General features: G+C 47.0%; 16 protein-coding genes. 10 read left to right on the forward strand and 6 right to left on the reverse strand.

The genetic code is table 11. The features are described from left to right. Positions 1 to 475 precede the first annotated feature (475 nt). The 5 genes from Q0238_RS09505 (at position 476) to Q0238_RS09525 (ending at position 8432) form a co-directional block, all read left to right on the forward strand. Positions 476 to 631 (forward strand): hypothetical protein, encoded by a 156-nt coding sequence (locus Q0238_RS09505; RefSeq protein ID WP_297945533.1) that lies wholly within the window; start codon positions 476 to 478, stop codon positions 629 to 631. A 365-nt stretch (positions 632 to 996) separates the two neighbouring features. Further along, positions 997 to 1842 (forward strand): universal stress protein, encoded by an 846-nt coding sequence (locus Q0238_RS09510; RefSeq protein ID WP_297945535.1) that lies wholly within the window; start codon positions 997 to 999, stop codon positions 1840 to 1842. A 298-nt stretch (positions 1843 to 2140) separates the two neighbouring features. Further along, entirely contained in the window at positions 2141 to 4528 is a 2388-nt protein-coding gene (locus Q0238_RS09515) for a TonB-dependent siderophore receptor (protein ID WP_297945537.1), read from the forward strand. A 365-nt stretch (positions 4529 to 4893) separates the two neighbouring features. After that, positions 4894 to 7074, forward strand: coding sequence for an SbmA/BacA-like family transporter (locus Q0238_RS09520; protein WP_297945539.1), 2181 nt, complete (start codon positions 4894 to 4896; stop codon positions 7072 to 7074). A gap of 869 nt (positions 7075 to 7943) precedes the next feature. After that, complete coding sequence (locus Q0238_RS09525; protein WP_297945541.1) at positions 7944 to 8432, forward strand: chemotaxis protein; 489 nt, start codon at positions 7944 to 7946, stop codon at positions 8430 to 8432. A gap of 12 nt (positions 8433 to 8444) precedes the next feature. On the opposite strand, the gene prfA is transcribed toward Q0238_RS09525, so the two are convergent. From prfA to Q0238_RS09540, 3 genes are all read right to left on the reverse strand, one after another. Beyond that, positions 8445 to 9512, reverse strand: coding sequence for a peptide chain release factor 1 (gene prfA, locus Q0238_RS09530; protein WP_297945543.1), 1068 nt, complete (start codon positions 9510 to 9512; stop codon positions 8445 to 8447). 24 nt (positions 9513 to 9536) lie between these two features. Next, positions 9537 to 9809 carry a 30S ribosomal protein S20 gene (gene rpsT / locus Q0238_RS09535; protein ID WP_297945545.1) on the reverse strand — a complete coding sequence of 91 codons (273 nt, stop codon included), beginning with the start codon at positions 9807 to 9809 and terminating at the stop codon, positions 9537 to 9539. Between the two features lie 94 nt (positions 9810 to 9903). Further along, positions 9904 to 10590: a cold shock domain-containing protein gene (locus tag Q0238_RS09540; RefSeq protein ID WP_297945547.1), complete on the reverse strand. Its 687-nt coding sequence runs from the start codon at positions 10588 to 10590 to the stop codon at positions 9904 to 9906. Between the two features lie 92 nt (positions 10591 to 10682). Between Q0238_RS09540 and glmM the strand changes: the two genes are divergently transcribed. The 5 genes from glmM (at position 10683) to nhaA (ending at position 14640) form a co-directional block, all read left to right on the forward strand. Then, positions 10683 to 12023, forward strand: a complete 1341-nt coding sequence (glmM, locus tag Q0238_RS09545) for a phosphoglucosamine mutase (RefSeq protein ID WP_297945549.1) — start codon at positions 10683 to 10685, stop codon at positions 12021 to 12023. Positions 12024 to 12121: 98 nt separating this feature from the next. Beyond that, the gene (lspA, locus tag Q0238_RS09550) at positions 12122 to 12583 is read left to right on the forward strand and encodes a signal peptidase II (RefSeq protein ID WP_297945551.1); all 462 of its coding nucleotides are present in this window, start codon (positions 12122 to 12124) and stop codon (positions 12581 to 12583) included. Beyond that, the gene (locus Q0238_RS09555) at positions 12570 to 12962 is read left to right on the forward strand and encodes an SHOCT domain-containing protein (protein ID WP_297945553.1); all 393 of its coding nucleotides are present in this window, start codon (positions 12570 to 12572) and stop codon (positions 12960 to 12962) included. The genes lspA and Q0238_RS09555 overlap by 14 nt, the downstream gene beginning before the upstream one ends. Before the next feature lie 9 nt (positions 12963 to 12971). Continuing rightward, positions 12972 to 13412, forward strand: coding sequence for a CopD family protein (locus Q0238_RS09560; protein ID WP_297945555.1), 441 nt, complete (start codon positions 12972 to 12974; stop codon positions 13410 to 13412). 64 nt (positions 13413 to 13476) lie between these two features. Continuing rightward, entirely contained in the window at positions 13477 to 14640 is a 1164-nt protein-coding gene (gene nhaA, locus Q0238_RS09565; protein WP_297945557.1) for a Na+/H+ antiporter NhaA, read from the forward strand. A gap of 149 nt (positions 14641 to 14789) precedes the next feature. Here the strand turns inward: nhaA and Q0238_RS09570 are convergent, their stop codons facing one another. The 3 genes from Q0238_RS09570 to Q0238_RS09580 all read right to left on the reverse strand — a co-directional run. Continuing rightward, entirely contained in the window at positions 14790 to 15317 is a 528-nt protein-coding gene (locus Q0238_RS09570) for an isochorismatase family cysteine hydrolase (RefSeq protein WP_297945559.1), read from the reverse strand. Next, complete coding sequence (locus tag Q0238_RS09575) at positions 15317 to 16123, reverse strand: nitrilase-related carbon-nitrogen hydrolase (RefSeq protein WP_297945561.1); 807 nt, start codon at positions 16121 to 16123, stop codon at positions 15317 to 15319. Before Q0238_RS09575 ends, Q0238_RS09570 begins: the two co-directional genes overlap by 1 nt. Positions 16124 to 16133: 10 nt before the next feature. Continuing rightward, on the reverse strand, positions 16134 to 16310 hold a 177-nt coding region (locus Q0238_RS09580; protein ID WP_297945563.1), incomplete at its 5' end, for a crossover junction endodeoxyribonuclease RuvC.

Below are 16310 nucleotides of genomic sequence, written 5' to 3' on the forward strand. Positions count from 1 at the left end.
CTTTAGCCACTCTTTTTCAAATTTATAATATTTCTCAAGCTTTTTATTCTTTTCTGCTTGATTCCACTTTTCTATCTCGGCATAATCTTGCAGTTCGCCTCCGCACTTAGGGCAAACGCCCCATCTTTAACGTCCGAGAAATTATAAAATTTACTTCTCATATTTTTAAAATTTTACCGTAATTTTCCTACAAAATTTTACTTAAATTTGGCTTCAGTCGTTTAAAATTTTATCTCTTTGAAATTTAAATTTCAACCATTGTCCGGCGTTTTAAATTTCTCTATTTTTAAAACGCACGCTGCAAACGCCGCTTTAAAATTTACGCAGACGCGAGAGACCAGAAGCCGTTGCGATAAATTTAAAGTCAAATTTTATTTCTAGCCATCTTTTAATTTGTTTCTTATCTTTGGTGTATTAAAATCCCGCTCCGTTTCATTCGCGAATTTGAAACGTATCTTAAAAACAAGGAAAGCCGATGAGCGAAAGAAATTCAGAAATTTTAGGTTGGGCGGGCACATGTCTGTCGGTCATTATGTACATATCCTATGTGCCGAACATAATGGCAAATTTAGACGGCAACAAAGTCCCGTTTCTCCAGCCGCTAGCAGCCGCGATAAACTGCACGATATAGCTTAGCTACGACTTGCTAAAGCCCAAAAAGGACTATCCGCTCGCCGCAGCAAATTTCCCGGGGATCATCTTTGGGCTACTAACCGCAATAACGGCGCTTTAAACCGCACTTTTAGCGGCTTGATAAATTTTAAAACCGCCCGCGCCGCACCTTGTCTGCCGCGTCTGTACAGCGCGCCCACCTGCCACGCTGAGTCCGAGCTAACTTGTCGCAAGCATACCTGCACCTCACATATCCATTACGACGCGGCTTTAAATTTCACAAAATCGTCCGTGCCGAATTCAAGTCTGCCGAATTTAAATAACTTTTATACAAAATTTGATAAGCTTATTTTGATTAAAATTTTATCTTTAAAAGGACGAAAAATGAAAAAGGTCATCACTTGCGTCGATCAAAATGCGCTTGCCCCGGCGGTTAGAGATTATGGAATTTACGTCGCTAAAACCTTGGGTGCCGAGCTCGTGTTTATTCATGTGGTTGAAATCCCGGAGCTTGGCGAGAATTTTTATGGGCTAGCCGCAGGCGGAATCGTCCTAGGAGAGAATGATATCCTTGCAAATAGCTACGGAAGTCCCACATTAGGCGGCGTGGATGCGGAAAAGGACCACGAAGAAGCTGAAGCGATGCTGGATGAATATATCTGCGCTGCGACTGCTGCGGGTGTGAAGGCGAGTAAGATCATTAAAGATGGCGATTTTATCGACGTTATCGCCGAGTACAAGGACGAAGCCGAGATTTTTGTACTCGGTATCAAGGGCTCAAATAACGAGGACGTAGGCTTTAACGCAAGCGTGCTGATAAAGGAGCTTCACGTGCCGTCGCTACTCGTAAATAAAGAATTTTCGCCGATTAACTCCGTCCTCATCGCGTTTGACGGCACTGACGCGGCGAAACGCACGCTTGAGTTTATAAAGAGCTCAAAGCTTCTTGCGAGCGCACATAAGCATGTCTTGCACGTAAATCTCGATGCCACAGAGGGCGAGCGGATGCTGGATCTGGCGCGCGAAATTTTAGGCACTCAAAATGCCACTTTCAAATGCATCCAAGCCGAAGTTCCCGCCGATGAGATCATCAAATATCGCCGCGCTAATAACCTCGATCTGATCGCTACCGGCGCCTTTACGAAAGGGTTTTTCAAAAAGCTCTTTTTAGGCAGCGTCTCCGAGGATATCTTGCACAATGCGCTTGTACCGGTGCTAGTGCTATCATAATCGCAAGACCAAACACCGATAAACGCTAAATTCCGTCGCTTACGTTATTTTAAAGCGGCGGAATTTTAGAATTTTAAATTTTTCAATCCTTCGTTTTTCAAATTCATATACTTTTTAAAATTCATAGAAATTTTGTTTGAAAATTCATCAATATATCTTATTAAATTCCGTTAAATTAGTAATTGCATATAAAATTTTATGATTTAGTTTATTAAAAATTTTATTATTATTTAAGAGGAATTGTAAGATAATCCCGCCAGTAAATTGATATAGATTATAAAATCTAAAAAGGATTTTTATGAAAAAGGGTAAAATTTTACTTTCTTTTGCGCTACTTTGCTCGCCGTTTTGGCTTGTCGCGGCACAAAATGAAAGCTCGCGCCCAAACGCTGCATCGCAGAGCTCCGCGCCGCCTGCTTCAAATTTCGCCGCCAATAATGCGGCGCCGAAAAACTCTACGCAAGAGTCAGCGAGTTCTACCGTCGTAAATTCCACGTCGCAAAGCGGTAGCGCGGCAAATTCTACGCCGCAAAGCTCAGACGGCGATAATCTCGGCACCATAAACGTCACGGGCAAGGCCGATCTGTCCACTACCGAGGGCACGGGCTCTTATACGACGGGCAATATGAGCACCGCGACGGGGCTAAATTTAAGCATAAGAGAAACGCCGCAATCCATAAGCGTCATCTCCAATCAGCTTTTAAAAGATCTGAGCTTGCACAACGCCGAAGAGGCTCTTTCAAAATACGCCACCGGCATTTCGCTAAATAACGACGCGGGCGGCAATCGCATCGTCTCGCGTGGCTTTTATGTCGATAATATCCAAGAAGACGGCATCGCAAGCTCGGTTTCTAGCTCCGTGTTCGGGCCGCTGGGCTCATCGAAGGAATTTACCGATTTGGAATTCTACGATCGCGTCGAGGTTCTGCGCGGCGTAGCGGGTCTTACGCAAAGCAACGGCGAGCCCGGCGGCACGATAAATTTAATCCGAAAGCGCCCGAGCGATCAGTTCGGCTTTAACGCAAGTCTAAGCGGCGGTAGCTGGGATAATTATCGCGGTATGATTGACGTTACGGACGCGATAAATCAAAGCGGTACGGCACGCGCGCGGTTGATCGGAATTTTAAGTAAAACGGGCTCGTTTAAGGACTATCCGCGCAACGGCTATCGCGAAGGCGTCGGCGTTTCGACGGAATTTGACGTGGCCGATAAGACGCTTCTTAGCACAGGATTTTTGTGGCAAAAAACCGTCGGCGTCTATGATATTTACGGCGTGCCCGTCTTAGATAATCAAAAAAATTTATTAAATTTACCGCGCAGAAGCTACTTCGGCTCAAACTGGGATAAGAGCGAATATAAAAAATTTAACGTCTACAGCGAACTCTCGCACGAATTTAGCGATGATCTGAAAGCCTATGCGAGGCTCAATTATACCGATAGCGACAGAATGTTAAAATTCGGAGCGCTCGGTGGAGCAAATCCTTACAACGGCACTACGTCGCATACGGTGCGATATAGAATTTACGATAACGACTCCAAAGAGATCGGGTTTCAAACGGGGCTAGACGGCAAATTCGAAGCATTTGGGCAGAAGCACGACTTTTTCTTAAACGGCTCGCTTAGCAACGAAAAGCTCAATTGGCGCGAGACTAGGACGAGAGATTCGTCTCTGGCGTCGCTGGGGATGAATATTTATAACTGGGACCGCTCAAGGATTGCCCAGCCCGATTGGAGCAGTGCCGCTACGTTTAAAGACCGAAGCTCCACTACCATAAAGCAGCGCGCGATCTCGCTCGGGACTAGACTAAACTTAACCGACGATTTTCACTTTTTGCTCGGCGGGCGCTTTTCGAAGGTAACTTACAGCAGGTATTATTATAATATTTTGCGCGGCACGGCTTCGCATAGCGCAAGCCCGAGCAAATCGGATTTCACGCCGTATGCGGGAGTGGTCTGGGACTTTGCGGATAATTTTTCGTGGTACGCAAGCTATGCCGAAATTTTTAAGCCGCAAGCCGCGCGCGATAAAGACGGTAAAATTTTAGATCCCGTCGTCGGCTATAATTTAGAAACCGGCGTGAAGGGAGAATTTTTTGACGGCGCGCTTAATACGAATGTCGCGCTATTTCAGATCATTCAGAAAAATAGGGCGATGAGCGATCCTCTTAATACGAACTACTCCATCGCCGAGGGCAAGGTGCGAAGCCGCGGCGTGGATGCCGAGCTGCAAGGCTCGCTCACTGAGAATTGGAAATTATTCGCAGGATATACTTTCAACCGCAGCGTCTATTTAAAGACGGAAAGAACCTCCGCAGCGGTCGATTATAGCAAGGGCGCAAACGCCAAACGCTACATTCCGAAGCATCTGTTTAAGCTCTATACGAACTATGAAATTCCGCTCGGCGAAAATCGTAAGATCACCCTGGGTGCGGGCGTGCGCTATCAGAGCAAAACCGCTTCGATATATCGCGAAAACGTTGCGTACTACGCCGCGCCGCAGAAAGCTTACACGCTGTGGGACGCAAATGTCGGCTATCATTTTGACAAGCACTTTAGCGTAAATTTTGCGGTCAAAAACATCACGGATAAGAAGTATTTTCAAAATACGCAAAATCGCGTCGCAGGGATGAATAATTACTACGGCGAGCCGCGGAATTTTATGTTGACGCTAAATTATACGTATTAGGTGCGGATGGAATTTTGCGCTTATGCGAACTCGGACTGACCGAACTCGCACGCGGCCTTGGATAAATTCCGCGCTTTATAAGAGCTCGGATAAAGCGAGCGTAGAGGCGCGAGGCCAAGCTTTGTCGCAAGTAGCACGTAGCGAGGCGGGTAAAATCGCGGTATTAAAATTTAACTCGCGATTTGGTTGATTAGCGATTGATTAGCGCGGGCGGGCGAGGGCGATAAATTTAATCTCGTGAAATTCCGAGCGAATTAAACGCGCAGACTTGCGAGCATAAAATCCGCTCGCGAGCTTGCAGGATCAAATTTAATCCCGCGATCTCGCTGTAACCGGCGCTAAATTTTAAAATTTAAAGAGAAAATTTGAAAACGCTAAAGCAATTTTTTGAAATTCTACGTCCGCACTGGTTCGGCAAGGGCGCGGCGAAGCTGTGGGCGCTGCTGCTGCTCGCGCTTGGTTTTAGCCTCGCTATCATCAAAATCAGCGTGCTGATGAACGCGTGGGATAAGCGCTTTTACGACGCGCTAAGCGAGCTTAAAGGCGAGCTCATTCCCGCGCTCGTGGGCGAGTTTTTGCTCTACACGGCGCTCATCGTGCTTTTCATCGTCTGCGGCAGCTGGCTTCGCAAACTGCTCGTAATCGTCTGGCGCGAGCGGCTAAGCGCGATGATGGAGCGCAAATGGCTACATAACGCAAACTTCTACCGCACGAGCCTTGATGGAAATTTCAGCGCCAGGGGCGGATCAAATTTAGAAAAACCTGGCGACGTAAATTTAGATGAAAATTTAAACGAGCGCGCAGAGTATTCCGCAGCCGAGGCGGACAGCGCGGTTTTGCATAGAGACGCAAAGAGGCTTGAAATTTTACCGAGCACGGCGGAGCAAAATGCGGCAGGGCAAAGCGGCGCAAGCGAGAATAAAAATTTAAACGATCGTAGCGACGAGAATTTTAAAAATTCAAAAAACGCCGAGAATACTAAAGCATATTTGGAGCAGGATACGGATGGCTTAAACGAATGCGTGGGCTCTGCGAGCGATCGCGCAGAGTATCTTGCAAGCGAGGCGAGTGGCACCAATGTGAACGAAAATTTAAACCAGCAGCGTGAGGAAGATTTTAAAGAATATTGGGGACGAGATACGGGTAATTTAAACGAACGTGCGGCGTCCGTGAGGGCGCGGGCTGGGTGCCCCGCAACCGAAGCGGATGCCAAAGGTTCGTTCAAAGCTTCCGAAGACCGGGGAATTGCAAAGATAGACAACCCCGATCAGCGTATCGCCGAGGACAGCTTGCTGCTCGTGCAAAAAAGCGTTGATCTCGTAAAATCGCTTGTCTATAATCTTGCCAAGCTCATCGCCTTCGTTGCGATCTTGTGGCAGGTCTCTAAGGTGCTGAAATTTAAAATTTTCGGCATGCACTTTGAGATCGAGGGCTTTTTGCTCTACGTCGCGCTTATTTATACTCTTCTTTGCTCGCTGATTACGCATCTCATCGGGCGCAGGCTTAGGGGACTAAATTTTGCCAAGCAGCGCGCCGAAGCCGATTACCGCTCGGATCTGCTGCTCGTGCGCGAAAACGCAGAAGCCGTAGCCTTTATGCGCGGAGAGGATGCCGAGCGCGGCCGCTTCCGCGCGAGCTTCGGCGAGATCATGAGAAATTGGCGCAGCATTATGAATACGGAATTTCGCCTCGAATGCTTTTCGGCAAGCTACCTAAAAATCACCAATTTGATCCCGATCTTTGCCTGCTTGCCGCTGTATTTGTCGCGCGCGATGAGCTTTGGCGACATGATGCAGGCGCGCTCGGCGTTTTACAGCGTACAGGACGGATTTGCGTGGTTTATGGACTATTACAAACAGATCATGGAGTGGGCGGCGAGCGTGCAGAGGATCTATGAGTTCATTTCGCGCATGGACGGCGAGAGCGCAAATCTGCGTGCTTGCGTCACACAAAGCGACGAAAATTCTGCTCGTTGCGAGGGCTTGTCGGTCTTCACGCCTGCGGGCGAGCCGCTGATCGAGGATCTACGCTTCGAGCTTGCGCCCGCGCAGTTTATAATGCTGCGAGGCAAGAGCGGCGCGGGCAAAAGTACGGCTCTGCGCTACGCGGCGGGGCTTTGGCGATACGGCCGCGGCGAGATCAGCCTGCCGAGTACGGGCGTGATGTTTATCCCACAAAAGCCCTACCTAGCGCCGCTTAGCCTAAAGGAGCTTATCGCTTATCCGCAGCCGCCGCGCGCAGACGACGCGGAATTTTTAGAAATTTTACGCCGCGTAGGGCTTGAGAAATTTGCCCGCATGCTAAACTCGCGCGCCGATTACGTTAAAATTTTAAGCGGCGGAGAGGCGCAGCGGCTTAGTTTCGCACGTATTCATTATCACAAGCCGAGCTTTGTTTTCGCAGACGAGATCACGTCTGCGCTCGATCCTGCCTCGGCGCGCGAGCTGCTACTAAGGTTGCGCGCGGATCTGCCGAGGCTAGGCATGCTAGCGATCGTGCATCAAACGGGGCTTGAGGGCATATTCGAGCAGACGATAGAGCTTTAAATTCGGCCCTTTAAATTTCACGGCCCAGGGATTTCGCCTTTAAATTCATATCTTTTTAAATCCAGATTTATTAAAATTACTCATTTATATTAAGCGGCAATAAAATTTAGCCGAGGCACTCGGTGTTCGTATATATGGGCATCGGCACCCACGTGGCTAGGCGCTCGCGCGCAGTCGGCGGCGGGCAGGCACTACGGCGTGGCGAGCGGCTTGGAGGTCGGTAGACGGCGCTCGATCGCGATTTTGCGCGAAATTAAGTCGGTAAAATTTAAACGCAAAATGATCTGCCAAGAAGACGGTGCTAAATAAAATTTTAAACCGAGCCTCGATCGGTAGCGTAACGGCGTGCTAAATGAACGGGCTACGGCAGCGGTGCGATGCGCGGGCGTCGCGATAAATCGGTAGCGCGTCGGATGGCGCGTAACACATCGGCGGCGCAGACGGCACACCGTAGTCGAGAAGCGGAGCGGCGATACGTACCTACTCGGCGCCGTATGGCATAACCTTCGCTCGTGCAAATCATCATCGTAACGGCGCGACGATCGAAGCGAGCAGTATGGCCGTGACGGCGGATCGGCAGCACAAGGCGGCGCAGCGTGATTGCGGCGACGACAGCATAAAATGCCGCAATATGGCAACCGCGATCGACAGGATGCGTATGTAGGTAAAGCGCAGTGCAAGTAGCGCAAACGCCGTGATACGATGATGGCGACCCGCGGAGCGTATAAGTGAAGCAGCGGTGCCGCCCGCACAACAACGCCGAGGCGATACGATAGCGGCGATCAACGAGGCGTACCGGTGCAGCAGCTTAGCGCTTGCAGGCACTCCGCGTGAAGTCGCTAAATTTTAAAAAAAAGCAAGGAGATTTTATGCTTAAAGCGGGGATTGTTTATAAATTTGCGCTCATCGTGTTACTAGGCTGCGCGCTTTGCATTTTGAGCTTTTCGGGCGCCTACTTTGCGCGCGGCGAATACGACGAGGCGTGGATGAGCCTGCACAGGATCGCGGGGTTTAGCCTGCTTTGCGTCGCGATCTTGCATATAATCACAAGGCGAAAGAAGCTCGTAAAGCTCTGGGGCGAGTTTTTGGACGTGATCTTAAGGCGCAAAAATCCCGGTTTTTGCAATATGGACCGCATCATAGGCGCGATCGAGTCCTATAATATTAGAGAGATCGCTGGTAAAATGTGTTTTGATCCGGACGAGCTCGCTGCGATTTTGAAATCAAACGGCATCAAGCTTGTAAGCGCAGATCAAGGCCTGCGCGAGCTTGCGAAGTTTAACGACGAAAAAATTTTCTTCATCTTGGTGCTTTTGATCGAGGCAAAATTTGGTAAAGCGGGTGGATGTAAGGTCTAAATTTTAAAAGGCTCAATAGCCCGCGTTTGCGATCGCTTCGGCTTGAGAGTGCGCGATGAGCGGATCGATGATCTCGTCGAACAAACCGCCCGCCATGATCGCGTCTAGGCGGTAAAGTGTTAAATTTATGCGGTGGTCGCTAATGCGGTTTTGCGGATAGTTGTAGGTACGAATTCGCCCCGAGCGGTCGCCGGTGCCCACCTGATCCTTGCGATCTTTGCGCTCTTTTTCTAAGCGCTCCTGCTCCTGCATATCGTAAAGGCGCGCCTTTAGCACCTTCATCGCCGCCTCTTTGTTTTTGTGCTGGTCCTTGCCGTCTTGGTTGGTGACGACTAAACCGGTCGGGATATGAGTGATGCGAACGGCGCTATCTGTGGTATTTACGGACTGCCCGCCGTGGCCGGAGCTACGCATAACGTCGATGCGAAGGTCATTTGGATTGATCTGTATCTCGCTATCCTCGATCTCGGGCATGACGGCTACGGTGATTGCGGAAGTATGCACCCTGCCCTGGCTTTCCGTCTCGGGGACGCGCTGCACGCGGTGAGTGCCGCCTTCAAATTTCAGCCGCGAATACGCTCCCGCGCCCTTTACTAGCAAGATCGCTTCTTTATAACCGCCGACGCTGCCTTCGCTAGTGCTTACGATCTCGCATTTATAACCGCGAAGATCGGCGTAGCGCAGATACGCGCCGAGCAGGTCGCCCGCAAACAGCGCCGCTTCATCGCCGCCTGTACCGGCGCGGATCTCTAAAAAGATATTTTTATCGTCGTTTGGGTCTTTTGGAAGCAGTAAAATTTTGATTTTTTCTTCGAGCTGCGGCTTTTGCGTCTCTAGGCTTTTAAGCTCCTCTTTGGCTAGCTCGCCGAGATCGGCATCGCTTAGCAGGGCTTTGTTTTCTTCGATCTGATTTAAAATTTTAAGATACTCGCTAGCCGCCTCTTTGATCGGCTCGATATTGCGCTGCTCCTTAGATAACGCAGTCATATTGGCGATATCTGCGGTAACTGCGGGATCGCTAAGCATGCGCGAAAGCTCGTCGTAGCGATCCAAAAAAGGCTTTAGTTTATCGGCTAGCATTTAAATTTTACGCGTAAGGAGCGCTTACGCGGCGGTTTTTAAAGAATTTACGAGTTTGGCTAGGCGGCTTACTTTTCTGCTCGCGGTCTGTTTTTTCAAAAAGCCCCTGCTTACGAAGCTGTGGAAGCTTTCATTAGCCGTTTTTAGAGCCTGAGTCGCTGCGTCTAGATCCTTGCTCTCGACCGCCTCTCTTAAGGCTTTTGTAATATTTTTTACTCTGGTGCGATAAAATCTATTTCGCTCCGTTCTTTTTATGGTTTGTCTCGCGCGTTTTTCGGCGGATTTGTGATTTGCCATAACGTTCCTTTTCGGTTAAATTTGAACCTGCGATTATACGTAAAAAATATTTAATCGACGCTTAATTTAAGCGGTATTTAAAACTTGTTTGCTCTCAAATTTCTACTAGCCACCAATCGTAATTCGTAGCATGACTAAATATATACGCTATGACGATAAGGATAACTGCAAATATTACTCTATTTGAAACGTATAAACCTAAAGATACACACAATATGACTATCCAAAATATCAGCCTATACAATTTAGCTCTTCTTGTTTTTGTAACAAGTTTGCTTTTTAAATAAGCGGCTCTTTTACCTATATTTACCGCTATTGCTCTACAACTATGTATGGTAAAATAATGTGTTCCTCTTCCGCTGTCGCTCGTTTCTTCCCCCGTGGATCGAAAGTATTCTACTTTTACAAGTGCGTTTGCTCCAATCATTTTAGCTCGATTAATCATATCTTCTTTCGCTTCGTTAGGATTTCTAGAGCTACCCATTACCATCCATTTCGAAAATTCAAGAATTTCAAAATCTCTAAATTTATCCGTTACACTACAGAGAAATTTATCAGGTGATGTATAACCTACAGCTCCTTTACCTACCACCTGTATCTTTGTGGCTACGTATCCTTTTGGCGTTGCTTTTGGATCAAAATCTACCAGAAGTTTTTCACATATTTTACTTTTATCCGTATCATCAAACGACGAATAACGAAAAAAGTAATCCTTGCCGTCATCGCCTTTTATAAAACCGTATTGTTTTTGATCGAGATGCGTTTTGATGATTCCTCTCAAGCACTGGCTCCTTAAAAATTTGTTTGATAAATGATAATTATACAAAATTTTTGCTAGAATAAGAAAAATTTATTTGAATTGAGGATTTGATAATGAAACTTTTCGGAACGGACGGCGTACGGGGCAAAGCGGGGGAATTTCTAACCGCCGAGCTTGCGATGCGCCTAGCTATGGCGGCGGGGATTTATTTTAGGAAAAATTCCGTTACGAATATGATCTTGGTCGGCAAAGACACCCGCAGAAGCGGCTATATGATAGAAACCGCGATCGTAGCAGGTCTTACCTCAGTGGGCTACAACGTCCGCCAGATCGGACCGATGCCTACTCCTGCGATCGCCTTTCTTACGGAGGATATGCGCTGCGACGCGGGCATTATGATAAGTGCAAGCCACAATCCATACTACGACAACGGCATTAAATTTTTCAACAGCGAGGGCTTTAAGCTCGATGAAAAAGAGGAAGCGCAGATCGAAAAAATTTATTTCAGCGACGAACTCATCGCCGAGGCGCGCACCAAAATGATGCAGATAGGCGCTGCAAAGCGCGTGGACGACGTCATCGGCAGATATATCGTGCATATTAAAAATTCCTTCCCGAAGCAAAAGACGCTGCACGGGCTTCGCGTGGTGCTTGATTGCGCAAACGGAGCAAGCTACAGGGTCGCGCCTACCGTATTTAATGAGCTGGGAGCCGAAACTATCGTCATCGGCGACGAACCTAACGGAAAAAATATTAACGATGCTTGCGGTGCACTAAGCCCGCAAAATTTAGCCTCGGAGGTCAAAAGATTACGCGCCGACGTCGGGTTTGCCTTCGACGGGGATGCCGATAGGCTCGTAGTCGTGGACGAAAACGGCGAGATCATCCATGGCGACGCGCTGCTTGGAATTTTAGCAGTCTATTTGAAAGGAAAAAATCGCTTAGCAGGCAATAAAATGGTAGCCACAGTGATGAGTAATTCTGCGCTGGAGGATTTTTTAGCTAAACACGACATCGCGCTTCATCGCTGCAACGTCGGCGATAAATTTGTACTTGAGACGATGCACGAACTAGGCGCAAATTTCGGCGGCGAGCAGAGCGGGCACGTGATCTTTGGCGATTACGCCAAAACGGGCGACGGCATCGCAAGCGCGCTGCAATTCGCCGCTTGCATGTTGGATATGAAAAAGAAGGCAAGCGAATTTTCGGGGATGATTAAGCCCTATCCACAAATTTTAAAGAATTTAAAAATTTCGGATAAAAAGCCGCTTGAAAAATTAAAAGGGCTAAAGGAGCTTGAAGCAAGCCTTAAAGCGGACAAAATCCGCTCGCTCTTTCGCTACTCCGGCACCGAAAACGTTATCCGCCTCTTGCTCGAGGGCAAAAACGAAAAACTGCTGCAAAAGCGAATGGATGAAGTGGAAAAATTTTTCATCAAAGCCCTAAATGAATAGCGATTTTATAAAATTTTATGACGCGGCAGGCTATCGGCTCCGTACGAAAAGTGCGGATAAAAAACGCGGGCCTTACATATTTAAATTTGGATTGCGAGATGGCTAAGACCTGTATTAAATTTGTCCTGCTTTTCGCGGTGATTTTTGCAATCGATCAAGCGATCAAACTTCTGTTTTTAAACGGCTTTTCATGGCAGGGGGAGTTTTTTTCGCTAGAGCTTACGCTTAACCGCGGCGTTGCGTTTTCGATGTTTGCCTTTTTGGGTGAAAATTTAAAATTTATCCAGATTGCGCTGATCTCAGCGCTTGCAGCGTATGTATTTTGTCATAAAAAGCTCTTTTGCGAGCACTGGATGCCGTTTGCGCTGATGCTTGCGGGAGGTTGTTCAAATTTGCTCGATCGCTTTATTCGCGGCGGCGTCGTGGATTACGTCGCGTGGCATAAATGGTTTGAGTTTGCGGTGTTTAATTTCGCCGACGTGATGATCGATCTAGCCGTAGTGATTTTTATTTTTCAGGGCTTACGCACCGCAAAAAAGGAGAAAAATGAAGAGAAATAACTACATCGCTTACGCACTTTGGTTTTTAGGTGCGTTTTCGTGGATCGCAGCTATGCCGATCGGAGGCGGACTGCATAGAATTTATTGCGACAAATTTATCAGCGGATTTGCTCAAATCGCGCTATTTTGGCTAGGAAGTTTTACGCTATGGTTTTTAGTGGGCTTTTTGTTTTGGGCGATTTGGGGAATTTGGATTTTGCTAGATATATTTTTCGTAGGAATTTGGATTGAAGATTTAAATGCTTTTGCAAGCGAGACGGAGGAAGACGACTACGAAGGACGTCTAAAAAAAGTCGATGCGCTCTTTGAGCTGTATCAAAAAGGCGCGATTTCTAAAGAGGAATTCGAGGCTCGAAAAGAAATTTTAATGAGAGATTAAGGAGAAAAAATGAGTTACTATTGGTTTAAATTTGTCCATTTTGCGGGCTTTATTTCATGGATGGCGATGCTATTTTATATGCCGCGTCTGTATGTTTATCATGCTGAAAATTTAGACAAGCCGGATTTCGTAAAGGTCGTTAAAAAAATGGAGCGGATGCTGTATCACGCGATCGGCTGGATAGCAATGGCAGTGACGGTTTTTAGCGGCGTGATGCTTATCATTTTAAATCCGGGGCTTATGAAAATGGGATATTTTCATATAAAATTACTAGCCGGAGTTTTGCTAATCTGTTATCATTTGTGGCTGTATTATTATATGTATAAATTTGAAAAAAATGAGTGCCACAGGAGCGGAAAATACTTCCGTGCGATCAACGAAGGCCCTACGATCCTGATGTTTATAATACTTTATGCGATGCTAATAATGCCGAATTTACCGAGCAACTAGCCCGTTTTGATAAAAATTTAATTAAAATTTGCATAAAATTAGAGCAAAATTTTAAAGGAAGCATGTGCAACATATCATTAAGAAAATTTTATCAAGTGAAAGTAGCGCCGGCGTTATATTACTTCTATCGGCCGTTTTTGCGATCGTAGCTCAAAATGTGGACTTTTTATCAAAATATTATGAAGCGTTTTTACATCTAAGTTTTACCATAGGCGTGGGTTCTGCGAAACTTGACGAATCGATGCATTTTTTGGTAAACGACGTGCTTATGGCGATATTTTTCTTTGCCATCGGACTTGAGCTAAAGCGCGAAAAGATCGAAGGGCAGCTGCGCCATTTCTCTCAAATTTTACTTCCTAGCTTCGCGGCTCTGGGCGGAGTAATGATGCCTGCGATCATATTTTCGATCATCAACTGGGGCGATGCCGTCGCGATGAAGGGTTGGGCGATCCCTACAGCGACAGATATAGCCTTTGCCGTGGGCGTTATGGCACTTTTGGGCAAAAAAATCCCTGCTAGCCTTAAAATTTTTGTCCTAACGCTTGCAATAATGGACGATCTGTGTGCAATTTTAATCATCGCTTTGTTTTATTCCTCTACCATAAACGCAATCTATCTAGGCGGTGCAGCTGTCTGTGTCGCAATAATGCTAACGATGAGTAGACTTGGCGTTGATAAAAAGCTTCCGTTTATCATCGTAGCCGTGGTGCTGTGGGTGATGGTACTAAACTCCGGTATCCACGCGACTATCGCAGGAGTGCTTGCGGGCTTTTGCATCCCGCTTAAGACCCGCTCGGGCTCTATGCTAAAGGATATGGAGCACGGCCTAGCCTACCCAGTAAATTTTTTCATCTTGCCAATCTTTGCCTTTACAAACGCAGGCGTCTCGCTAGCGGGCATCAGTCCTAGCTTCCTTTTCGACCCGGTACCGATGGGCATTATGCTCGGACTATTTTTTGGTAAACAGATCGGAATTTTTGCCTTCAGCTGGATCTTAATCAAAGCTAAAATCGCCTACATGCCCGAAAACGCAGGCTGGCCGCAGCTTTACGCAGTAGCAATTATCTGTGGTATTGGCTTTACGATGGCACTTTTCGTCGATGGCCTCGCATACGGCGGCAGCGATCTGTATCACTACACCGATAAACTCGCGGTATTTTTAGGCTCGATAATTTCCGGGGTAGTGGGATTTTTCGTCGCAAAAGCAGTCGCGGTAAATCAAAGCTAAATTCCATAAAAAGATTAAAATTTTATGAGCAACACAAAATTTTAAAATTCTACCGCTCAAAAATTTAGAATTTTAAGAACGGCTCTAAAATTTTAAAAATTTATACACTACAAAATTTAGCTTGAAATTCTGTTTAATCTAAGTACAGCTTAAATCACCAAAATTCCCGCATTTTGCATTAAGCTTAGCGCGCATTCGTCGTAGTAGCCGCGCTCATGGTTCGGCGCGTCATAGGTAGCCACCGCATCGCGCGGAACGATTATATCTTTATCAGCGCCCGTTTCGTTGAGATAAGTTCGCAGGCTAAGCGCAAACTGCATCACGCAGATGTCGGTGCAACAGCCCGTAATCACGAAGCGATCGAAGCCGCCCAGAATTTTCTTATCCAAATTATGAAAGCCGTTCGTACTGCGCTTAAAAGTGACGTTTTGCTCGCCTACGTAGGGCGCAAGCTCCTCGATCACCTCCGCTTCGGGCGAGCCAACTAGACAGTGGATCGGATAGCGCTTCATCTCCAAATCCCGCTCGGCGTGAGCGTCGCAGATGAAATGCACATTTTTAGCCGCCTCTATCTGCCTAATCACCGCAGGAGCGATCTTTGCTATGCTGGGATCGGCCATCGCACCGAATTTTACGAAGCCGTTTAGCATATCGATCACAAATACCAAAGTTTTCATCAAAACTCCTTATAAATTTTAGGTTTCATATCTTTTAAAAAATTCATTTTAGCGCGAAATTTTAAAATTTCATCTAAATTCGCCCGAGCGATCTTCACGGCCTCTTTTTTGCCTAGGCGCGCGACGATCTCGCCGTAGGGATTTATCAGCATGGAATTTCCGCCGAAACTCTCGCCCTGCCCCGTATCGCCGCAGCCGTTTACCGCGCAGATAAAAATTTGATTTTCGATCGCACGGGCTCTCGCAAGCGTGATAAAATGCTCTATGCGGCTCTGCGCAAACTGCGCGATCACAAAAACAATCTGTGCGCCGCGAAGCGCTAAAGCGCGAAAAATTTCACAAAAGCGCAGATCGTAGCAGACCGCAACGCCGATTTTGACCGCGCGATTTCCAAATTTGACCTCGCAAATTCCTAACCTATCGCCGCCGCTTACGATCTCATTTTCGCGAGCGAACGAGAAGGCGTGGATCTTGTCGTAGCGTAAAATTTCGGCTCCGTTTTGATAGATGAAAGCGGAATTGTAAATTTTATCTTGCTTAGAATTTATCGCTCCGCCAATCAAAACAGCGCCACAGTTTTGCGAAATTTCGCTTAAAAATCCCTTCGTTCGCACGGCTCCCGCGTCGGCTAAGCGCTTGAAATTTTGTACGCAAAAGCCCATGTTAAAGGCCTCTGGCAGCACCGCTACGTCCGCGCCGCGTTTTAACGCGCGATCTATAAGCTCGCGTGCGCGAATAAAATTTTGCTCACAATCTGCAAAATTTTGAGCCATTTTCACGTCCATTTGCAAAATAGCGATTTTCATATAAACCCTCCTATTTAGGCGCTAAGCGCATAACATTTGCATGCGTAAGCGCGATAGCTATAGCATCCGTAATATCAAGCGGCTTAATCTCCTTATTAATCCCCAAAATTCGCTTTACCATGAAGGCGACCTGTTCCTTCGCCGCCTTTGCCTTTCCGGTGACAGATTTTTTTACCTGAAGCGGCGT

The sequence above is a fragment of the uncultured Campylobacter sp. genome, from assembly GCF_938045775.1.
In the GTDB taxonomy this organism is placed as follows: domain Bacteria; phylum Campylobacterota; class Campylobacteria; order Campylobacterales; family Campylobacteraceae; genus Campylobacter_B.